The 18,882-nt window shown below is 73.7% G+C and carries 19 protein-coding genes and 1 rRNA gene; 15 read left to right on the forward strand and 5 right to left on the reverse strand.

Annotated features, from left to right (window positions below; translation table 11 throughout):
* The 5 genes from rrf to ACFV4F_RS38160 form a co-directional block, all read left to right on the forward strand.
* Positions 1-87, forward strand: a 5S ribosomal RNA gene (rrf, locus tag ACFV4F_RS38140); the annotation flags it as partial.
* A 255-nt stretch (positions 88-342) separates the two neighbouring features.
* On the forward strand, positions 343-2,934 hold the full coding sequence (locus tag ACFV4F_RS38145; protein WP_380449018.1) for an ATP-binding protein: 2,592 nt from the start codon (positions 343-345) through the stop codon (positions 2,932-2,934).
* 108 nt (positions 2,935-3,042) lie between these two features.
* Positions 3,043-3,723 carry a response regulator gene (locus ACFV4F_RS38150; protein ID WP_380449017.1) on the forward strand — a complete coding sequence of 227 codons (681 nt, stop codon included), beginning with the start codon at positions 3,043-3,045 and terminating at the stop codon, positions 3,721-3,723.
* Between the two features lie 98 nt (positions 3,724-3,821).
* Positions 3,822-4,229 (forward strand): OB-fold nucleic acid binding domain-containing protein, encoded by a 408-nt coding sequence (locus ACFV4F_RS38155; RefSeq protein WP_329931199.1) that lies wholly within the window; start codon positions 3,822-3,824, stop codon positions 4,227-4,229.
* 2 nt (positions 4,230-4,231) lie between these two features.
* Positions 4,232-5,059, forward strand: coding sequence for a DUF3159 domain-containing protein (locus tag ACFV4F_RS38160; RefSeq protein WP_380509730.1), 828 nt, complete (start codon positions 4,232-4,234; stop codon positions 5,057-5,059).
* A gap of 109 nt (positions 5,060-5,168) precedes the next feature.
* On the opposite strand, the gene ACFV4F_RS38165 is transcribed toward ACFV4F_RS38160, so the two are convergent.
* Positions 5,169-5,840 carry a potassium channel family protein gene (locus ACFV4F_RS38165; protein ID WP_380444493.1) on the reverse strand — a complete coding sequence of 224 codons (672 nt, stop codon included), beginning with the start codon at positions 5,838-5,840 and terminating at the stop codon, positions 5,169-5,171.
* Positions 5,840-6,508 (reverse strand): potassium channel family protein, encoded by a 669-nt coding sequence (locus tag ACFV4F_RS38170; RefSeq protein ID WP_380444494.1) that lies wholly within the window; start codon positions 6,506-6,508, stop codon positions 5,840-5,842. The genes ACFV4F_RS38165 and ACFV4F_RS38170 overlap by 1 nt, the downstream gene beginning before the upstream one ends.
* Before the next feature lie 235 nt (positions 6,509-6,743).
* Between ACFV4F_RS38170 and ACFV4F_RS38175 the strand changes: the two genes are divergently transcribed.
* The gene (locus tag ACFV4F_RS38175) at positions 6,744-8,819 is read left to right on the forward strand and encodes an APC family permease (protein WP_380509744.1); all 2,076 of its coding nucleotides are present in this window, start codon (positions 6,744-6,746) and stop codon (positions 8,817-8,819) included.
* A gap of 449 nt (positions 8,820-9,268) precedes the next feature.
* Entirely contained in the window at positions 9,269-10,627 is a 1,359-nt protein-coding gene (locus ACFV4F_RS38180) for a class I SAM-dependent RNA methyltransferase (protein WP_380509747.1), read from the forward strand.
* A 103-nt stretch (positions 10,628-10,730) separates the two neighbouring features.
* Here the strand turns inward: ACFV4F_RS38180 and ACFV4F_RS38185 are convergent, their stop codons facing one another.
* Positions 10,731-10,928 (reverse strand): hypothetical protein, encoded by a 198-nt coding sequence (locus tag ACFV4F_RS38185; RefSeq protein WP_380444496.1) that lies wholly within the window; start codon positions 10,926-10,928, stop codon positions 10,731-10,733.
* A gap of 230 nt (positions 10,929-11,158) precedes the next feature.
* Here ACFV4F_RS38185 and ACFV4F_RS38190 point away from each other — a divergent pair, with 230 nt between their 5' ends.
* Together ACFV4F_RS38190 and ACFV4F_RS38195 are read left to right on the forward strand one after the other, a co-directional pair.
* The gene (locus ACFV4F_RS38190; protein WP_363653907.1) at positions 11,159-11,395 is read left to right on the forward strand and encodes a toxin-antitoxin system HicB family antitoxin; all 237 of its coding nucleotides are present in this window, start codon (positions 11,159-11,161) and stop codon (positions 11,393-11,395) included.
* On the forward strand, positions 11,392-11,820 hold the full coding sequence (locus ACFV4F_RS38195; protein ID WP_359974421.1) for a fic family toxin-antitoxin system, toxin component: 429 nt from the start codon (positions 11,392-11,394) through the stop codon (positions 11,818-11,820). The genes ACFV4F_RS38190 and ACFV4F_RS38195 overlap by 4 nt, the downstream gene beginning before the upstream one ends.
* 36 nt (positions 11,821-11,856) lie before the next feature.
* Here the strand turns inward: ACFV4F_RS38195 and ACFV4F_RS38200 are convergent, their stop codons facing one another.
* On the reverse strand, positions 11,857-12,765 hold the full coding sequence (locus tag ACFV4F_RS38200) for a GNAT family N-acetyltransferase (RefSeq protein WP_380444497.1): 909 nt from the start codon (positions 12,763-12,765) through the stop codon (positions 11,857-11,859).
* A gap of 225 nt (positions 12,766-12,990) precedes the next feature.
* On the opposite strand from ACFV4F_RS38200, the gene ACFV4F_RS38205 reads away from it, so the two are divergent.
* The 6 genes from ACFV4F_RS38205 (at position 12,991) to ACFV4F_RS38230 (ending at position 18,311) form a co-directional block, all read left to right on the forward strand.
* The gene (locus tag ACFV4F_RS38205) at positions 12,991-13,857 is read left to right on the forward strand and encodes a RimK family alpha-L-glutamate ligase (protein ID WP_380444498.1); all 867 of its coding nucleotides are present in this window, start codon (positions 12,991-12,993) and stop codon (positions 13,855-13,857) included.
* Between the two features lie 239 nt (positions 13,858-14,096).
* Positions 14,097-14,627 carry a RimK family alpha-L-glutamate ligase gene (locus ACFV4F_RS38210; protein ID WP_380509733.1) on the forward strand — a complete coding sequence of 177 codons (531 nt, stop codon included), beginning with the start codon at positions 14,097-14,099 and terminating at the stop codon, positions 14,625-14,627.
* 72 nt (positions 14,628-14,699) lie between these two features.
* Entirely contained in the window at positions 14,700-15,530 is an 831-nt protein-coding gene (locus ACFV4F_RS38215; protein WP_380509736.1) for a putative RNA methyltransferase, read from the forward strand.
* A 201-nt stretch (positions 15,531-15,731) separates the two neighbouring features.
* On the forward strand, positions 15,732-17,153 hold the full coding sequence (locus tag ACFV4F_RS38220) for an AAA family ATPase (RefSeq protein ID WP_380444501.1): 1,422 nt from the start codon (positions 15,732-15,734) through the stop codon (positions 17,151-17,153).
* Positions 17,150-17,542 carry a nucleotide pyrophosphohydrolase gene (locus ACFV4F_RS38225; RefSeq protein WP_380509739.1) on the forward strand — a complete coding sequence of 131 codons (393 nt, stop codon included), beginning with the start codon at positions 17,150-17,152 and terminating at the stop codon, positions 17,540-17,542. The genes ACFV4F_RS38220 and ACFV4F_RS38225 overlap by 4 nt, the downstream gene beginning before the upstream one ends.
* 163 nt (positions 17,543-17,705) lie before the next feature.
* Positions 17,706-18,311 carry a DUF6099 family protein gene (locus ACFV4F_RS38230; RefSeq protein ID WP_380509742.1) on the forward strand — a complete coding sequence of 202 codons (606 nt, stop codon included), beginning with the start codon at positions 17,706-17,708 and terminating at the stop codon, positions 18,309-18,311.
* Here ACFV4F_RS38230 and ACFV4F_RS38235 read toward each other — a convergent pair.
* The gene (locus ACFV4F_RS38235) at positions 18,254-18,484 is read right to left on the reverse strand and encodes a hypothetical protein (RefSeq protein WP_380444503.1); all 231 of its coding nucleotides are present in this window, start codon (positions 18,482-18,484) and stop codon (positions 18,254-18,256) included. The two genes, ACFV4F_RS38230 and ACFV4F_RS38235, sit on opposite strands and share 58 nt — an antisense overlap.
* Positions 18,485-18,882 lie beyond the last annotated feature (398 nt).

Here is an 18,882-nt window from a genome sequence, read left to right on the forward strand (position 1 = left end):
GGTTACATTCCGAACCCGGAAGCTAAGCCTCACAGCGCCGATGGTACTGCAGGGGGGACCCTGTGGGAGAGTAGGACGCCGCCGAACAATTCTTCAGAATGAACCCCCATCCGGTTTCCGGATGGGGGTTCTTCGCGTTTCCGGACAGTCCGTGCACGGGTTCCCGCCGGTTGGCGGGTACAGGCCGGCCGACGGGCTGTGGCACCGTCAATATGCCGCTAAAACAGCATGCTCAGTGCACGGATCAGCGGAAAATCGTCTCCCACGCCGTAGTCTCGAAGGGGGAGGGGAACAGGTGTCCGGGGGTGGCTCCCGGACCGGGCCGGATCAAGAATGGTGCTCATGGGACGTGGCAGGCTGCGCATCTACCTCGGGGCCGCCCCCGGGGTCGGCAAGACGTACGCCATGCTGGCGGAGGCGCACCGGCGGCAGGAGCGCGGTACGGACGTCGTCGTGGCGTTCGTGGAGGACCACGGCCGGCGGAACACGGCGGACCTCGTCGCCGGGCTGGAGGTCGTGCTGCGCCAGCAGGTGGTGCACCGGGGTGCCAGGTTCTCCGAGATGGACCTGGACGCCGTCCTCGCCCGCCGCCCGCAGGTGGCGCTGGTCGACGAGCTGGCGCACACCAACATCCCCGGCTGCCGCAACGCCAAGCGCTGGCAGGACGTCGAGGAGCTGCTGGCGGCCGGGATCGACGTGATCTCCACGGTCAACATCCAGCACCTGGAGTCGCTCGGCGACACCGTCGAGGGCATCACCGGGGTGCGGCAGCGCGAGACCGTGCCGGACGAGGTGGTGCGGCGGGCCGACCAGATCGAGCTGGTCGACATGTCCCCGCAGGCCCTGCGCCGCCGGCTGGCCCACGGCAACGTGTACGCGCCGGAGAAGATCGACGCCGCCCTCGGCAACTACTTCCGTCCGGGCAACCTGACGGCGCTGCGCGAGCTGGCGCTGTTGTGGACCGCGGACCGGGTGGACGAGTACCTCCAGAAGTACCGGGCCGAGCAGGGCATCGAGGGCATCTGGCAGGCCCGGGAGCGGATCGTGGTGGGCCTGACCGGCGGGCCGGAGGGGGCGACGCTGATCCGTCGCGCCGCCCGGATCGCGGCCCGGACGTCGGGCGGCGAGCTGATGGCCGTCCACATCTCCCGTTCGGACGGGCTGGCGGGCACCGACCAGTCCCCGCAGATGCTGATCGAGCAGCGGTCGCTGGTCGAGAGCCTGGGCGGCACGTTCCACGCGGTCCTGGGCGACGACCCGGCCGTGGCGCTGCTGGACTTCGCCCGGGGTGTGAACGCCACCCAGATCGTGCTGGGCACGAGCCGCCGCCCCGGCTGGCAGTACGTCTACGGGCCCGGCGTCGGCACCACGGTGACCCGGGAGGCCGGGGACATCGACGTCCACATGGTCACCCACGAGCACGCCGGGAGCGGGCGGGGCAGGATCCCGATCCGGCGGATCACCGACCTGGGCCGCACCCGGACGGTGGCCGGCTGGCTGATCGGCCTGGTCGGCCCGCCGCTGCTGGCGCTGGCGCTGACCGCGATCGGCGGCCTCGGTCTGTCCACCGACATGCTGCTGTTCCTGTCGCTGACGGTCCTCGCCGCGCTGGTCGGCGGGCTGCTGCCGGCGATCGGGTCGGCGCTGGTCGGCTCCTCGGTGCTGAACTACTACTTCACACCGCCGATCCACACGTTCACCATCAGCCAGCCGCAGAACATCATGGCGGTGGCCATATTCACCATCGTCGGCATCTCGGTCGCCTCCGTCGTGGACCTGGCGGCCCGCCGCACCCTGCAGGCGGCCCGCAGCCAGACCGAGGCCCAGACGCTCAGCGCGCTGGCCGGTACGGTCCTGCGCGGCGCGCCCAACGGGGACGGCGTGCTGACCGCCCTGATGGAGCAGGTGCGCGAGACCTTCGGGCAGGAGAGCGCCGCGCTGCTGGAGCGCCCGGACCCGCTCGGCGCCTGGGTGCCGGTCGCCGCCGCCGGGCCGCACCCGCCGCAGCGCCCGGAGGCGGCCGACGTGGACGTCCCCGTCGGCGAGAGCCTCGCGCTGGTGCTGCGCGGCCGGGTGCTGCCCGCGGCGGACCGCCGGCTGCTCGGGGCGTTCGCCGCGCAGGCCGCCGTGGTGCTGGAGCGCCGCCGGCTGGCCCGCGAGGCCGCCGCGGCCCGCCGGGAGGCGGAGGGCAACCGGATCCGCACCGCGCTGCTCGCCGCCGTCTCGCACGACCTGCGCACGCCGCTGGCCGGCATCAAGGCCTCCGTCACGTCGCTGCGCTCGGCGGACGTCGAGTGGGCCCCGGAGGACGAGGCGGAGCTGCTGGCCGGGATCGAGGCCGGGGCCGACCGGCTCGACCACCTGATCAACAACCTGCTGGACATGAGCCGGCTGCAGACCGGCACCGTGACCCCGCTGATCCAGGAGACCGACCTGGACGAGGTCGTGCCGTTCGCGCTCGGCGGCGTCCCGCTGGAGTCCGTCCGGCTGGACGTTCCGGAGACGTTGCCGATGATCCGGGCCGACGGCGGGCTGCTGGAGCGCTCCTTGGCCAACCTGATCGAGAACGCCGTCAAGTACAGCCCGGAGGGCGTGAAGGTGCTGGTCAAGGCCGACGCGCTGCACCCGCCGGGCGGGCCGGGACGGGTCGAGCTGCGGGTGGTGGACCGCGGCCCCGGCGTGCCCGAGGATGCCAAGGAGCGGATCTTCGCGCCGTTCCAGCGGTACGGGGACGCGCCGCGCGGCGCCGGGGTGGGCCTCGGGCTCGCCGTGGCGCGCGGGTTCGTGGAGGCCATGAACGGCACCGTCACGGCCGAGGACACCCCGGGCGGCGGCCTCACCATGGTCGTCACCCTGCCCGCCGTCGAGCGGCCCCCGGAACCGGGCGAGCCGTCCGGCGACGACCACGACCCGCTGTCCCGGCTCGTCACGTGACACCCGGACACCGACTTCCCGTCCGTCTGCACCACGGTCCGCACGCACCACCGTCCGCAAGTCCCACGCCCGCAAGCCCGACACAGCCCTGAAAGGCGGAGCCCGTATATGACCCGGGTCCTCGTCGTGGACGACGAACCGCAGATCGTCCGCGCGCTGGTGATCAACCTCAAGGCCCGCAAGTACGAGGTCGACGCGGCCCATGACGGCGCGAGCGCCCTGGAACTGGCCGCCGCCCGCCATCCCGACGTCGTCGTCCTCGACCTCGGCCTGCCCGACATGGACGGCGTCGAGGTGATCCGCGGGCTGCGCGGCTGGACCCGGGTGCCGATCATCGTGCTGTCGGCCCGGCACGCCTCCGACGAGAAGGTCGAGGCGCTGGACGCCGGCGCCGACGACTACGTCACCAAGCCGTTCGGCATGGACGAACTGCTCGCCCGGATGCGCGCCGCCGTGCGCCGGGCCGAGCCGGTGGCCGGCGAGGACGACTCGCTCGTGGTCACCGAGAGCTTCACCGTCGACCTCGCCGCCAAGAAGGTGAACCGCGACGGCACCGACGTCCGGCTTACCCCGACCGAGTGGCATCTGCTGGAGGTGCTGGTGCGCAACGCCGGCCGCCTGGTCAGCCAGACCCAGCTGCTCCAGGAGGTCTGGGGCCCGGCCTACCGCACCGAGACCAACTACCTGCGCGTCTACCTCGCCCAGCTGCGCCGCAAGCTGGAGCACGACCCCTCGCACCCGCGCCACTTCATCACCGAACCGGGCATGGGCTACCGCTTCGAGAGCTGACGGCCCGCCCGGTTTCCGGGCCCCGCACGGCCACCCCGCGCCCCGGCGGCGATCGTCCGGCCTGCCGCCGGGGGCCCGGAAACCGGTACCCTTCCCGCATGAGTGGTGACAACAGCAGCGACCAGCCGCAGGGCCGCTTCCGCCGCATGCTCAGCCGGCTGACCTCGTCGGCCGAGGAGCTGCGGGCCGAGGAGCTGCGCCAGGAGAGCGCGGCCGAGTCGGGCTGCACGCCGATCGCCGGCTGCGCGGACCGCGATCTGGTGACCGTGGCGGGCACGCTGCGCACGGTGACGCTGCGCCCGCGGGCCGGGGTGCCGGCCCTGGAGGCCGAGCTCTTCGACGGCACCGAGGCGCTGGACATGGTCTGGCTCGGCCGCCGCTCGATCGCGGGCATAGAGCCGGGCCGCCGGCTCGTCGCCAGCGGTCGGATCAGCCACGCACGCGGGCGCCGCGTGCTGTTCAACCCCCGCTACGAGCTGCGTCCGGTTGGACACGGGAGCGAATGAGCGTGAGCAACCACCCCGGCGGCGACGCCGCCCGGCTCGACCTGAACGCCGCCGACGTGGCGGCCTGGCAGGACGCCGCCGCGAAGGACGCCGCAGAAGGCCTGGCGCGGTCGGTCGACGCCGCCGCACCGGCCACCGGCCAGGAGCTCGACCCGGAGGCCGCCGAGGCCGCCCGCAAGGCCGCCGCCTCGAAGGAGGCCGCCGACACCGTGCTGCAGGCCTTCGGCGGCGTGCGCGGCATGGTCGACATGACGCTGCCCGGCCTGGTCTTCATCGTCACGTACAACATCACCCACCAGGTCAGTGCCGCCGCGTGGGCCGCGCTCGCGCTGAGCGCCCTGTTCGTGGTGGTCCGGCTGGCGAAGCGGGAGACCGTCCAGCACGCGTTCAGCGGGGTGTTCGGCGTCGCCATCGGCGCCTGGATCTCGATGAAGAGCGGCCGGGCCGAGGACTTCTACCTGCCCGGCCTGCTGTGGAACGTCGGCTACTGCATCGGGCTCGCGGTCTCCGCGCTGGTGCGCTGGCCGCTGATCGGCCTGATGCTCGGCCCGATCACCGGCGAGATGTTCACCTGGCGCAAGGAGAACCCGGGCCGGCTGCGCGCCTACACCAAGGCGACCTGGGCCTGGGTCGTGATCATGGGCATCAAGCCGGTGATCCTCTTCCCGCTGTACTTCACCCACAACGTCAACCTGCTCGGCTGGCTGAAGGTCGCGCTCGGCATCCCGCCGCTGCTGCTGGCGATGTACGTGACCTGGCAGATCCTGCTGAAGGCGCCGCCGCCGATCAAGGCGCCGCTGGACGACGACGAGGAGGAGCCGGCGAAGTAGCCGGCCCGACCCGGTGCACGAACCCGGTGCACGAAGGGCCCGCACCCCGGATGGGGTGCGGGCCCTCCTGCGTGTCGGACGCCGTGTCGGACGCCGCCGGGAGTGCCGGCTACTGGGCGCCGGAGGTGGCCGAGAGCAGATCCTCCAGCTCCTCCTCGCGCTCCTGCGCCGCGACGAACAGCAGCTCGTCGCCGCCCTCCAGGGTGTCGTCCTTGCCGGGCACGAGCACCCGGCCCTCGCGGATGATCGTCACCAGCGCGGTGTCCGGCGGCCAGGCGACGTCGCCCACCCGGGTGCCGACCAGCTCGGTGTCGGCCGCCAGGGTCAGCTCGACCAGGTTGGCGTTGCCCTGGCTGAAGCGCATCAGGCGGACCAGGTCGCCGACGCTGACCGCCTCCTCGACCAGCGCGGACATCAGGCGCGGGGTGGAGACGGCGACGTCCACGCCCCAGGACTCGTTGAAGAGCCACTCGTTCTTCGGGTTGTTCACCCGGGCGACCACCCGCGGCACCGCGTACTCGGTCTTGGCGAGCAGCGAGACGACCAGGTTGACCTTGTCGTCGCCGGTCGCGGCGATCACGACGTGGCAGCGCTGAAGGGCCGCCTCGTCCAGCGAGGTGATCTCGCAGGCATCGGCCAGCAGCCACTCCGCCAGCGGCACCCGCTCCACCGAGATGGAGTTGGGGTTCTTGTCTATCAGCAGGACCTCGTGCCCGTTCTCCAGGAGCTCGCCCGCGATCGAGCGGCCCACGGCACCGGCCCCGGCAATGGCGACCCGCATCAGTGACCCTCCTCCTTCGGTCCCTGCGCGAACGCGGCCTCGACGGCCGTCAGGTCGGCCCGGCGCAGCATCACGTGCACCAGGTCGCCCTCCTGCAGCAGCGTCTGCGGTGTGGGCAGCAGGCCCTCGCCGAGCCGGGTGACGAACGCCACCCGCGAGCCGGAGGCCTCCTCCAGCTCGGCCAGGCGGCGGCCGACCCAGCGCGGGTCGTAGGCGACCTCGGCCAGCTGGACGCTGCCGCTCGGGTCCTGCCACAGCGGCTCGGCGCCGCTCGGCAGCAGCCGGCGCAGCATCTGGTCGGCGGTCCAGCGGACCGTGGCCACGGTCGGGATGCCCAGGCGCTGGTAGACCTCGGCACGTCGGGGGTCGTAGATCCGGGCGGCGACGTTCTCCACGCCGAAGGTCTCCCGGGCGACCCGCGCCGCGATGATGTTGGAGTTGTCACCGCTGGAGACGGCGGCGAACGCGCCGGCCTCCTCGATGCCCGCCTCGCGCAGGGTGTCCTGGTCGAAGCCGACACCGGTGACCCGGCGGCCGTTGAACCCGGCGCCCAGGCGGCGGAAGGCCGTCGGGTCCTGGTCGACCACCGCGACGGAGTGGCCCTGTTTCTCCAACGCTCTCGCGAGGGCCGAGCCCACGCGGCCGCAGCCCATGATGACGATGTGCACCGGCGCTACCTCACCCGATCCGTTGGGTTCTTGACCTGCGCAAACACCGTTCATCTCCCTCTCCCGCCCCGGTGGCCGGGGCGAGCGTCCTGTTCGGTACCGGCGCGACAACCAGAGTGTTGCCCACCGGCTCGTATCCGACACGCTAGCCGGTCCACCGAACACAGTCGCGACGAAGGGTGGGGAGTTCGGCGCAAGCCCTGTCGGCAAACCCCTACGATTCCTTAACGTGCCTATGCCGACTGACCTTCCGAAACGCCTGCTGATCGGGCGCGCCCTGCGGAGCGACAAACTGGGCGAGACGCTGCTGCCGAAGCGGATCGCGCTCCCCGTCTTCGCCTCGGACGCGCTCTCCTCGGTGGCCTACGCCCCCGAGGAGATCCTGCTCACCCTGTCGGTAGCGGGCGCGTCCGCCATCCACTTCTCCTGGCAGATCGGCCTCGTCGTCGCGATCGTCATGCTCGCCGTCGTCGCCTCCTACCGGCAGAACGTCCACGCCTACCCGAGCGGCGGCGGCGACTACGAGGTGGCGACCGTCAACCACGGCCCGGCCGCCGGCCTGGTCGTCGCGAGCGCGCTGATGGTCGACTACGTCCTCACCGTGGCCGTCTCCACGACCTCCGGCGTCGCCAACGTCGTCTCCGCCGTGCCCTCGCTGCGCGGCCACGAGCTGACCCTGTCGGTCATCGTGATCGTGCTGCTGATGGGCATGAACCTGCGCGGTGTCCGGGAGTCCGGGACCGCCTTCGCCGTGCCCACCTACGCGTTCATGATCGGCGTCGTCGGCATGGTCTGCTACGGGTTCTTCCGGCACTTCGCGCTCAGCCAGGACATGCCCGCCGAGAGCTCCGGCTTCCACCTCGTCGCCACCCCGGGCAACGGATCGCTCGCCGGGTTCGCGATGGTGTTCCTGCTGCTCAAGTCGTTCTCCTCCGGCTGCGCCGCGCTCACCGGCGTCGAGGCCATCTCCAACGGCGTGCCGGCCTTCCGCAAGCCCAAGAGCAAGAACGCGGCCACCACGCTGCTCATGATGGCCGGCGTCGCCGTGGTGATGTTCATGGGCATCATCTGGCTGGCCCGGCTCACCGGCGTCCAGATGGCCGAGAACCCGGTCGAGCAGCTCGTCGGCTCCTCGTCCGACTACCACCAGAAGACTGCCCTCGCCCAGATCAGCGAGGCCGTCTTCTCGAACTTCACGCCCGGCTTCTACTTCGTCGCCGCCGTCACCGGCCTGATCCTGGTGCTCGCCGCCAACACCGCCTTCAACGGGTTCCCGGTGCTCGGCTCGATCCTCGCCCAGGACCGCTACCTGCCCCGCCAGCTCCACACCCGCGGCGACCGGCTCGCCTTCTCCAACGGCATCATCCTGCTGGCGATCGCGGCGATCCTGTTCGTCATCGCCTTCGACGCCGACCCCAACCGGCTGATCCAGCTCTACATCGTCGGCGTCTTCGTGTCCTTCAACATGAGCCAGTCCGGCATGATCCGGCACTGGACCAGGCTGCTGCGCACCGAGACCGACCCGGCCGAGCGCCGCCGCATGCAGCGCAGCCGGGCCATCAACACCTTCGGCCTGGTGATGACCATGGCGGTGCTGATCGTCGTCCTGGTCACCAAGATCGGCCACGCCTGGATCGCGATCGCCGCGATGGTCGTGCTGTTCGTGATGATGAAGGGCATCCGGCGCCACTACGACCGCGTCTCCGAGGAGCTCAGCGCCGCCGAGGAGCCCGACGACGTCGTGCTGCCCACCCGGGTGCACGCCGTCGTCCTGGTCTCCAAGCTGCACAAGCCCGCGCTGCGCGCCCTCGCGTACGCGCGGCTCGCGCGCCCCCACACGCTGGAGGCCATCTCGGTCAACGTCGACCCGGCGGACACCGAGGCGCTGCGCCGGGAGTGGGACGAGCGCGGGATCGAGGTGCCGCTGAAGGTGCTGGACTCGCCGTTCCGCGAGATCACCGGGCCGGTCCTCGACTACGTCAAGAACCTGCGCCGCAGCAGCCCGCGGGAGGTGGTGTCGGTCTACATCCCCGAGTACGTCGTCGGCCGCTGGTACGAGCACCTGCTGCACAACCAGAGCGCGCTGCGGCTCAAGGGGCGGCTGCTGTTCAAGCCCGGTGTGATGGTCACCTCGGTGCCGTGGCAGCTGGAGTCCTCCGAGCGGCGCCGGCCGCAGAAGGCCTGGTCGGCGCCGGGGGCCGTCCGCCGTGGCGAGCCGCGGGCGCCGAAGGCCGTAGAGTCGAAGGATTCCGACCGGACCGGCGCGAGCGCCGGTGCGACCTCCGACCGCAGCAAGGACTCCTCCCAGTGACCCGCAACAATCCGCCCCGCTCCTCGGGCAACTCCGGGGGCAAGCCCGGCCGCTCCGGCGCCACCTCCGGCAAGGGCGCCCGCCGGGGCGGCACCAAGCCCGGGCAGGTCGCCCGGCCGCGCTGGGGTCGGCCCGTCATCCGTCCGGAGGCCACCGATCGCGACGGTCTGACCGCGAGGACGGCGCCGCTCGCCCCGGGCGAGCGGGCGGAGACGCCGGCGGACTCCGAGGCGGCGGCTGGGGCTGCGGCGTCGGGCAAGGGCGCCGGCGCCTCGGGGGCCTCGGGGGCTTCGGCCAAGGGCTCCGCCGGGAAGGGCGCCGCTGGGAAGGCTGCTGCCGGGAAGGGCGCTGCCGCGTCCGGCAAGGGCGGCGCGGGCTCCCAGGGCAAGGACGGCGCGTCCGGCAGGGGCGGGGCGCCGCGCAAGCAGGCCGTGCGCCCGCCGAAGGCGCTGCGCGGCCAGCAGCCGCGCTCGCAGCGGCCGGAGACGCCGTCGGGTGACCCGCTGGTCGGGCAGCGGTACGAGGTCGAGGTCGGCGCGGTCGCGCACGGCGGCGGGCACTGCGTGGCCCGGTACGAGGGCCGGGTGCTGTTCGTCCGGCACGCGCTGCCCGGCGAGAAGGTGGTCGCGCAGGTGACCGAGGGGACCACGACGTCGCGGTTCCTGCGGGCCGACGCGGTGGAAATCCTGGAGCCCGCCAAGGAGCGGATCGCCCCGCCGTGCCCGTTCGCCGGGCCCGGCAAGTGCGGCGGCTGCGACTGGCAGCACGTGACCCCCGGCGGGCAGCGCAAGCTCAAGGCGGCGGTGCTGACCGAGCAGCTGGCGAAGCTGGCCGGGCTCACCCCGGAGGAGGCGGGCTGGGACGGCAGCGTCGAGCCGGTCGGCGGCAAGCTCCCGGCCGGGCAGGTGCCGGCCTGGCGCACCCGGGTGCAGTACGCGGTGGACGCGGACAGCGGCAAGGTCGGCCTGCGCAAGCACCGCTCGCACGAGATCCAGCCGGTCGACCACTGCCTGATCGCCGCGCAGGGCGTCACCGAGCTCGGCGTCGAGGCCCGCGACTGGCCGGGCGTCGCCTCGGTCGAGGTCTTCGCCGCGACCGGCTCCTCGGACCGCCAGATCGTGCTCACCCCGCGGCCCGGCGCGCAGCTGCCGCTGGTCGAGCTGGACAAGCCGGTGTCGATCGCCCGCATCGACGACCAGGGCGGCGTGCACCGCGTGCACGGGCGCTCCTTCGTGCGCGAGCGGGCCGCCGGGCGCACCTGGCGGGTCAGCGACGGCGGCTTCTGGCAGATCCACCCGGAGGCGCCGGACACCCTCGTGGACGCCGTCCTGGACGGCCTGGACCCGCAGTGGGGCGAGAACGCGCTCGACCTGTACTGCGGCGTGGGCCTGTTCGCGGGCGCGCTGGCGGACCGGGTCGGCGAGGACGGCGCGGTGCTCGGCATCGAGTCGGCCAAGCAGGCGGTGGTCGACGCCCGGCACAACCTGGCCGCGCTGGACAACGTCCGGATCGAGTGCGACCGGGTCGAGACGCTGCTGCCGCGCACCGGCATCACCGCCACCGACCTGATCGTGCTGGACCCGCCGCGCTCGGGCGCCGGGCGCGAGACCGTCGCGCGCCTGGCGGGCCTGGCGGCGCGCCGGATCGCGTACGTCGCGTGCGACCCGGCGGCGCTCGCCCGGGACCTCGGCTTCTTCCGCGAGGGCGGCTACCGGCCGGTCTCGCTGCGGGCCTTCGACCTGTTCCCGATGACGCACCACTTCGAGTGCGTGGCGATCCTGGAGCCGGTCGGCGGCGCGGCCGGGTGAGGTAGCGGCGCGCACGTGCCGAGGAGGCGGTACCCGGGGTGTTCCGGGTGCCGCCTCCTCGGTGTTTCCGGCCGCTCGCTGCGGACCGCTCGGTCGGGGGTGGTCAGGGCTCGTTGTGCTCTTCCTCGGCGGCGTCGTGCGGAAGGTCGATCCCGTGCTGGGCGGCGAGCCGGAGCAGCTCGGAGATCCGGCCCTCGTACGCCTGGACGCCGTCGGCGTCCCCTTCGGCCCGGGCCGTCGCGAGGTCGCGGCGGGCCTGGGCGAGCTGCTCGCGCAGCTCCTGGTCGAACATGGCTGTCATTGCCGGCCTCCACACCGGTCGGTGCCGCTTCACGGAACGCTCAGGAGTGTTCAGAGTCTCGGAAGGTGCAGGACTCTTCAAGTCTCGTCCGTCGTGGCGGGGGTGGTTCGGCGGACGGTGGGTATGAGTCCGGGGCGCCTCCGGGGTTGTGCGGGGGCGTGCGGTGGGTGCGTGTGGGGGCGGGATCCGCGCCCTTGTTGTGCTAGCACTTCAGCGCTAGCTTGAGGCCCATGGGTAAAAAGCAGCTGAACGTCAGGGTGGACGCCGCCACCGCGGAGATGGCCCGGGAGCGGGCGGAGCAGCAGGGGATCAGCATGAACCAGTACATCGAGCGCCTGGTCCAGCAGGACATGGGCGAGTCCGGGCGGGCCTTCGTCGACGCCGCCGCGAAGTTCATGAAGGAGTACGAGACGGCCTTCCTGGCGGAAACCGCGGAGCCGGGTGACCTCCAGGGCGTGCGCCGTTGAAACTGGAGGTCGACCTCTCGTGGCTGCTCATGACCGCCGAGCAGTACACGCCCGGTGACCCGCAGGTCACCGACTACGGATCGCTGCTCGCGGCGGTCTCCCGCCACCAGGCCGAGATCTTCGACATCGCCGTCTACCCCGAACCGCAGGACCGCGCCGCCGCCCTGATGCACCAGCTGATCCGGGTGCCGGCCCTGGAGAAGACCAACGAGCTGTTCGCCACCGCCGTCGCCTACGCCTACCTCGTCGCGAGCGGCTGCACGGTGGCGACCACCGCCCGCGAGGTGCGCAGCCTCGCCCGGGCCATCCGGGAGGGGCGGCTCGGCGTGTCGGGCGTCGCCGAGCGGCTGTCCGCGTGGGTCGTGGACGAGGCGGAGGGGGAGGGCGTCACCGGGGCGGACGACGAGGACGGGGACGACGACTGACGGCCGCCCCCGTTCCCGTTCGTCCGGCGCGCCGCGTCAGCCGGCCGTTCCGTCGGGCGTTCCGTCGGGCGTCGCCGGTTCGGCGATCAGGGCCGTCGCGAACGGGCGGAAGCCGGCCCGGCGGTAGATCCGGGCGACGTCCTCGTCCGCGGCGGACAGGAACACCGTCCGCACGCCGTTCGCGCGGGCGTGGGCGACCAGCGCCGCCGTCACCGCGAGCCCGAGACCGCGCCGGCGCGCCGCCGGAAGCGTGCCGACCCCGCCGACCTCCGTCACCGGGCCCACCGGGTTGTGCTGGCCCGCGCACAGCGGTGTGCCGTCCTCCAGCGCCGCCGCCAGCACGGTGGTGCCCGCGGTGATCCGCTCGGCGACCCGCCGCGCGGTGCCGTCGGCCGCCAACTCCTGCTCCGCCGTCGCCAGTTCGACGGTCCCGGCGGCACCGATGCCGGTGCCCGGATCGGCGAACGCCAGTCGCGGGACGGCCAGCGCGGCCGCCAACTCCGGTGCGTCCGCAGCCAGGACGCGCACCTCCACCCGCTCCGCGGGCGCCGGCGCGGCGCCCGGCTCGTCCGCCGGGCCCAGCACCAGCAGCGGGTGCTCGTGCACCGTCAGCCCGGCCCCCTCGACCGCGGCGCGCAGCTCCGGGTCGTGCTCGGCGACCCACTCGAACGCCTCCGGCACGCCCAACTCCCGCTGGCGGGCCAGCACTCGGAGAACGTCGTCGGCGGTCACGGCGGGCCCGTCGTGGCCCAGCGTCGGGCGGGCGTAGTACGGCCAGCCGGCGCCGTCGCGGACGAACAGGGTCAGCGGACCGAAGTCCTCGGTGCGCGCGGCGCTGCGCGGCACCGCGTCGTAGTAACGCTCGATCTCGTCGAGGAGGTGCGGGTCCGCAGTGGCGGAGGCGGTGGTGGAGGGAATCGCGGGTGCATGATCGGCAGAAGTCACGGCGGCATCCAAGCAGGACTCGCGGACCGCCCGCCACCGGTTTGACCGGCCGGGCGCCGGACGGTCGTCCGGACACGCACCGGCCTTCCCGCGATTGTTGCCGAACGCTTACCGCCGCCGCGATCTTGATCGGGCACCCCGTGGCATGCTGATGCCTTCACAGCTCTGCCGAGGGGGACGGCGGAAAACTCCGGACTCGGTACGGCAAGGGGGGAAGACAGGCCCATGAGGCTCTGCTTTCTGGTGGAGGAGCACTACCGGCACGACGGCATGCCGCTCGACGTCGCACGCCAACTCACCGCGTGGGGGCACCGGGTGGACGTGCTGCGCCCCGGCGACTCGCTCCTCGCGATCTCCGAGGCGGTGCGGGCCGGCACCCACGACGCGTGGGTGCTCAAGACCGTCTCCGGCGGGCCCGGCCTCACCCTCCTCGACGCGGCCGCGGCCGTCGGGCTCACCACCGTCAACGACGTCCGCTCGATCCGCGGCGTGCGCGACAAGGCGCTCGCCTCCGTCATCGCCCGCACCCGCGGCCTGCCCGTGCCCGTCACGTACGCCGCCGCCCGGTGGGAACGGCTCGCCGAGATACCCGCCGCCGAGTACCCGCTCGTCGTCAAGCCGGCCGACGGCAGCTCCGGACGCGCCGTGCGGCTCGTCCGCACCCCCGACCACCTGCTCGCGCTCGGCCCCTCGCTCGCCGGGGAAGGACTGCTGATCGCGCAGCCGTACGTGCCCAACTCCGGCGTGGACCTCAAGATCTACTGCGTCGACGGCGAGTTCCACGCCACCGAGCGCTGCTCGCCGCTGCACCCCGGGCAGGGGGTGCGGGAGCGGCGGGTGCCGCTCGCGGGCGAGGTCGCGCGGATCGCGGCGCAGGTGGGAGAGGTGTTCGGGCTCGACCTGTACGGCGTCGACGTGCTGCTCGGACCGGACGGGCCGGTCGTCGTCGACGTCAACGACTTCCCGAGCTTCCGGCAGGTGCCGGACGCCGTCGCCCGGGTCGGACGGGCCGTGCTGCGGCTCGCGCGCGGCGGGACGGCCGTGTCGGTGCCGGCCCCGGCGCTGGTGACGGCGGGCGGGGGCGCGCTGTGAGGGTCGGGCTGATCACGGCGGACCCGGGGCACCCGGTGCTGGCGGCCACGGCGGAGGTGCTGCGCGCGCGGGGGCACGGGGTGGAGGTCGTCGGGTCGGGGGATGCATGGGCCGGTGACGTCTGCCTGCTGAAGGCCCGAACGGATCAAGCACTGGCGCTCGCCCGGGAGTTTGAGTCACGTGGGGTGCCGGTGGTCAACTCGGCTGCGGCGACCGAGCTTTGTCAGGACCGAGTGCGGATGGCCGAACTCGCGCTGGCGGCCGGACTGCCCTTCGCCGAGACGCGCTCACCCGGGACGCTCGGCCAACTCGTCGATTCTTCTTACCCGTTCGTCGTCAAGAGCCGGCACAGCCGGCGCGGCGACCTCGTCGCCCGGGTCGACGACGCCGCCCGGCTGCGCGAACTCGCCGAGCGCTGGCCGGACGAAGCCGTCGTCACCCAGCCCTTCCTCGACGGCACCGGCTGGGACCAGAAGCTGTGGGTCGTCGACGGCCGGGTGTTCGCCGCCCGGCGGCGCTCCGAACTCGCCCCGCCCGCCGCTGACGCCCGGCCCGCCGCGGAATGGGAACCACCGGCCGACCGGGCCGCCCTCGCGCTGCGCGTCGGCGAGGCGTTCGGCCTCGACGTGTACGGCGTCGACCTGCTCGACGGGCCCGCCGAGCCCGTCGTCGTCGACGTCAACGCCTTCCCCGGCATCCGCGGCCGCGCGGGCGCCCCCGAGGCACTGGCCGACCTCGCCCTGCGCGTCGCGGCCGGCCGCGGTCGTTAGGCTGGCACCCCCGAGCACCTCGGGGAACGCCCGGGACGGCCCTCGGGGCGCACGGCGAGAGAAGACGGAACGTTGCTGCAGGACATCGAGCCCTACCTGGCCTGCCCGCACTGCGCGCAGCCCCTCGCCCGGCACGAACGCAGCCTGCGCTGCCCCGCCGGGCACAGCCACGACCTCGCCAAGCAGGGCTACGTCAGCCTCCTCGCCGGTGACGCCCACACCGGCACCGGCGACACCGCCGACATGGTCGCCGCCCGGGCCGACTTCCTCGCCGCCGGCCACTACGGCCCCATCGCCGACGCCCTCGCCGAAGCCGCCGCGTCCGCCGACCCCGAAGGCCTCGTCGCCGACCTCGGCGCCGGCACCGGCCACTACCTCGCCCACGTCCTCGACGCCCTGCCCGGCCGGCCGGGCGCCGCGCTCGACATCTCCAAGTACGCACTGCGCCGCGCCGCCAAGGCCCACCCCCGGATCGGCGCCGTCGTCTGCGACGCCTGGCGCCCGCTGCCGCTGCTCGACGGGGCCGCCGGGCTGATGCTCAACGTGTTCGCGCCCCGCAACGGGCCGGAGATCCGCCGCGTGCTGCGCCCCGGCGGCACCCTGCTGCTGGTCTCGCCGACCCCGCGGCACCTGCGCGAACTCGTCGCCGGGCTCGGGCTGCTGTCGGTCGACGAGGACAAGCAGCGGCGGATCGACGAGAAGCTCGGCCCGTACCTGACGCCCGAGGGGCGGCGGGAGGTCGAGTTCACGCTGCGGCTCGGGCCGCAGGACGTGCGCACGGTGGTCGGGATGGGGCCCAGTGCCTGGCACACCGATCCGGAGCGGCTGGCCGCGGCGCTCGCCGGGCTGCCGGAGCCGGTCGAGGTGACGGCGTCGGTGACGGTCGCGGTGTACCGGCGCTGAGGACGGGGGCTGAGGCCGGTCGCTGAGGCCCGGTCGCTGAGAACGGTCGCGGTGTACCGGCGCTGAGGGCTCTCCTGCACGCCCTCGTTGTGCGCACCCTGTGCGCCTCCCATGCCCGGGCCGTGCACGCGGCTCCCCGATGGGATGAATCTGCCGCGCAGGCACGTTTCTGCCGCCTGACCTGCAGTTAGGGTCCGACGGGTGAACCGCGACGCCACCCGCACCGCCTCGCCGTCCCACCCCCGACCGGACGCCCCGGCGCCCGACCGGCCGCCCGTACCGCGCCCCACCGTCGACGAGCTCCGGCTCACCTCCTTCAAGTCCTACCGGCGCGCCGCACTGCCGCTCGCACCGCTCACCGTCCTGCACGGACCGGCCGGCGTCGGCAAGGCCAACGCGCTCGACGCGCTCGCCGTCCTGTCCCGCCTCGCCCTCGGCGAGGAGATCGCGGACTCCCTCGACGGCATCCCCGGCGCCTCCGGCCAGCTCGCCACGCCCGTCCGCGGGGGCCTGGCCGGATGCGTCCCGCACGGGCGCGACGCGATCATCCTCGGCTGCACCGTCCGCTCCCCGGCGGGCCGCATCCGGCTCGACGTCGTCATCCGCACCGACGGACCCGTCCGGATCGCCCGCGAATCGCTCAGCCTCGACGGGCGCACCCTCGTCGAGACCGGCGAACAGGACCTGCGCGGCCGGCGCGTCAACGTCTGCTGGCACAACGACACCCGCCAGGGCGACATCCGGGCACCCTTCCCCAGCGGCACCATGATCACCGCCCAGCTGCCGCTCCGGGTCGCCGGCTCCTCGCCCGGCGAACGCACCGTCCTCGCCGCCACCGAGCACGCGCTCACCGCCCTGCGCGAGGTCTTCCCCGTCCACCCCGTGCCGGCCCTCATGCGCGACTGGGCCCGCCCCGACCCGCAGGCCCGCCTGACCAGCAACGCCGCCAACATCTCCGCCGTCATCGCCCGGCTCGCCGGCGAGTGCCCGCGCCGCTACGGCCAGCTCCTCCGGGTCGTCCAGTCCGCCGCACCGCACCCGCTGCTCGGCCTCGACCTCGCCCACCGCGGCACCGGCGCCGACCGGGGAGTCCTGGCCGTCTTCGACGAGGGCCTCCTCGGACGCACCGGGGCCGACCAGGCCTCCGACGGGATGCTGCGCCACCTCGCGTTCGCCGCCGTGCTGCTCACCGGCGCCGGGGTGCTCGACCTGGACGTGGCCGCCGAGGTGCCGTGGGCGCACCGGCAGCTCACGGTGCTCGCGGGGGACCTGGGGGCCGGGCTGTCCACCGAGCAGACAGCCTCGCTGCTGCGGCTGGCGCGGGAGATGTCGGGGCGCAACCAGTTGCGGGTGCTGGCCGCGCTGCAGGAGCCGGCGGCGGCCCGGGAGGCGCTGGCCGGGGGGTCCGTGGGCGGGGTCATGCTGGTCGAGTGCCGACGCGACCCGGCCGCGGGGCACACCGTGCTGCGGCCCGAGACGGCGCGGGTGCCGGCCCAGTGCGGGCGCGGGGAGGGGGAGGCGGCTGCTTCTGCCGCTTCTGCGGCTCCTGCCGCCGCTGACGGTGTTGACGGCGGGGACGGCGGGGCGGGGGCGGACGGGGATGCGGTAGACCTGGACGCGTGAACGAACGAGCTGAGGAATCCGGTGCCGGCCCTGCGGCACCGACGTTGGAGAGCCTGCGGCAGCGGCTGGTGGACTTCGCGGCGGTGCGGAAGTGGGAGCCCTTCCACACGCCGAAGAACCTGGCGGCGGCGCTGACGGTGGAGGCCGGCGAGCTGCTGGAGATCTTCCAGTGGCTGACGCCGGAGCAGGCCGCCGCGGTGATGTCCGACCCGCAGCGCGCCCACCGGGTGCGGGACGAGGTGGCCGACGTCCTCGCGTACCTGGTGCAGTTCTGCACGGCGGTGGGGGTGGACCCGCTGGAGGCGCTCGCGGCCAAGATCGAGCGGAACGAGGAGCGCTTCCCGGTGCCGGGATCGGCCGCCTACGTCAAGCCTGAGGTGCGCGAATAGTCCCTGCGAGGGACAGGAGTTGTCCACAGCCCCGGGGTTTTCCACAGCTTTGAAAAGCCCCAATGCGCACCTCCCCCTCTCGGCGCACGCTTTCGCCGTGACCACGAACCGCCCCGGCGGCGGCCGTGGTCGGACGGCGAAAGCGAGCGGAAGGGGACGCGCCATGGAGGCGCTGCGATTGATCAAGACGGCCCGGCACGCACTGGTCGAGGCCAGGCACGTACCCGACGTGCTGGCGGAGGCGCGGCGGGCGGCGCTGCTCACCGAAGCGGTGGGGGCCCGGTTGGCCGAGCTGGACGAGGAGGAACTGGCCGGACTCGGCAGACAGCTGTCCGAGGCGGGCACGGTCGCCTCGGGCTGCCTGGACCGGTCCGTGGTCAGGGCGGCCGTGCTGAGCGGCGGACGGTCCGGCCGGCTCGGCGAACTCGGTGACCTGGAGGAGACGTTGGGGGCGCTCGACGGGCTGCTGCGCGAGCTCGGCGAGACGCTGGTGGTGCTGGCCTGCGGGGCCGACACGGAGAGCGTGTACTGGACGTGCATCGACACCGTCGACGCGGTGGCGGAGTGCAAGGACCTCGTGGTGCGGCTCCGGCAGGCGGCGGGGCGGTTCCTCGGGGCGGCGGAGGCCGAGCCGGCCGGCCGGGGCGCGCCCTTACTGGTGGTCCGGCTCGGCCCGCCGGGTGACGGCGGGCCGACGGACGGGGCGCCGGACTACCGGGTGCCCGGCGCGACGGCCGGAGCCCCGGAGGTGTCGGTGCCGGTGGGGTAGCCAGCCGTACCGGCGTCGCGGACGCCGGAGGACTGGAGTTCGGCGAGGTCCGCGGTCACGGAGGCGAGCAGTTCCTGCATCTGCTCCAGCAGGCTCTTCGGAGTGGCGGCCGGGACCGCCGGGGCAGTCGGGAACTGCGGCGCGGCGGATGTCTCGGACCAGGGTTCGGACATGACGGGACCTCTTCGGATCGGTAGTGCGACGTGAAGCGGCCGACGGTGGCTCGGCCCGCGCGGCGGGGGTGGCTGCTGCCTTGCCACCGGGGCGCACGCTCCCGCCGCAGCGTCCAACGACCCGCGCCGCCACCGGGTCACCGCACACCACCCGATGCGGTCCATGTCGGCGGGGAGGTCAGCCTCCCGAGTGAAACGAGGGTCGCCGCCTCAGGGAGCCCTGGGCTAGGAGGAGGGCGGGCAAGGGAGAGAAGGGCAGTGGGCGCGGACCGAGGGGCTTGTGCCGGCCTGCGGAGGCGTGCGGTGGGGGGGGGGGGGGGCGGGGGGGGGCCGCCGCCGCCGCACCCCCCCCCCCCCCCCCCGGGCCGGCGGCGCAGGCGCAAGTCAGGAAGACAAGA

It is taken from the genome of Kitasatospora sp. NPDC059722 (assembly GCF_042733235.1).
GTDB lineage: Bacteria > Actinomycetota > Actinomycetes > Streptomycetales > Streptomycetaceae > Kitasatospora.

Bases quoted from the DNA above. Each gene is read 5' to 3' on its own strand.
- ACFV4F_RS38145 (WP_380449018.1), top strand. From the start codon at position 343: ATGGGACGTGGCAGGCTGCGCATCTACCTCGGGGCCGCCCCCGGGGTC.
- ACFV4F_RS38150 (WP_380449017.1), top strand. From the start codon at position 3,043: ATGACCCGGGTCCTCGTCGTGGACGACGAACCGCAGATCGTCCGCGCG.
- ACFV4F_RS38155 (WP_329931199.1), top strand. From the start codon at position 3,822: ATGAGTGGTGACAACAGCAGCGACCAGCCGCAGGGCCGCTTCCGCCGC.
- ACFV4F_RS38165 (WP_380444493.1), bottom strand. From the start codon at position 5,840: ATGCGGGTCGCCATTGCCGGGGCCGGTGCCGTGGGCCGCTCGATCGCG.
- ACFV4F_RS38175 (WP_380509744.1), top strand. From the start codon at position 6,744: ATGCCGACTGACCTTCCGAAACGCCTGCTGATCGGGCGCGCCCTGCGG.
- ACFV4F_RS38185 (WP_380444496.1), bottom strand. From the start codon at position 10,928: ATGACAGCCATGTTCGACCAGGAGCTGCGCGAGCAGCTCGCCCAGGCC.
- ACFV4F_RS38190 (WP_363653907.1), top strand. From the start codon at position 11,159: ATGGGTAAAAAGCAGCTGAACGTCAGGGTGGACGCCGCCACCGCGGAG.
- ACFV4F_RS38205 (WP_380444498.1), top strand. From the start codon at position 12,991: ATGAGGCTCTGCTTTCTGGTGGAGGAGCACTACCGGCACGACGGCATG.
- ACFV4F_RS38210 (WP_380509733.1), top strand. From the start codon at position 14,097: ATGGCCGAACTCGCGCTGGCGGCCGGACTGCCCTTCGCCGAGACGCGC.
- ACFV4F_RS38230 (WP_380509742.1), top strand. From the start codon at position 17,706: ATGGAGGCGCTGCGATTGATCAAGACGGCCCGGCACGCACTGGTCGAG.
- ACFV4F_RS38235 (WP_380444503.1), bottom strand. From the start codon at position 18,484: ATGTCCGAACCCTGGTCCGAGACATCCGCCGCGCCGCAGTTCCCGACT.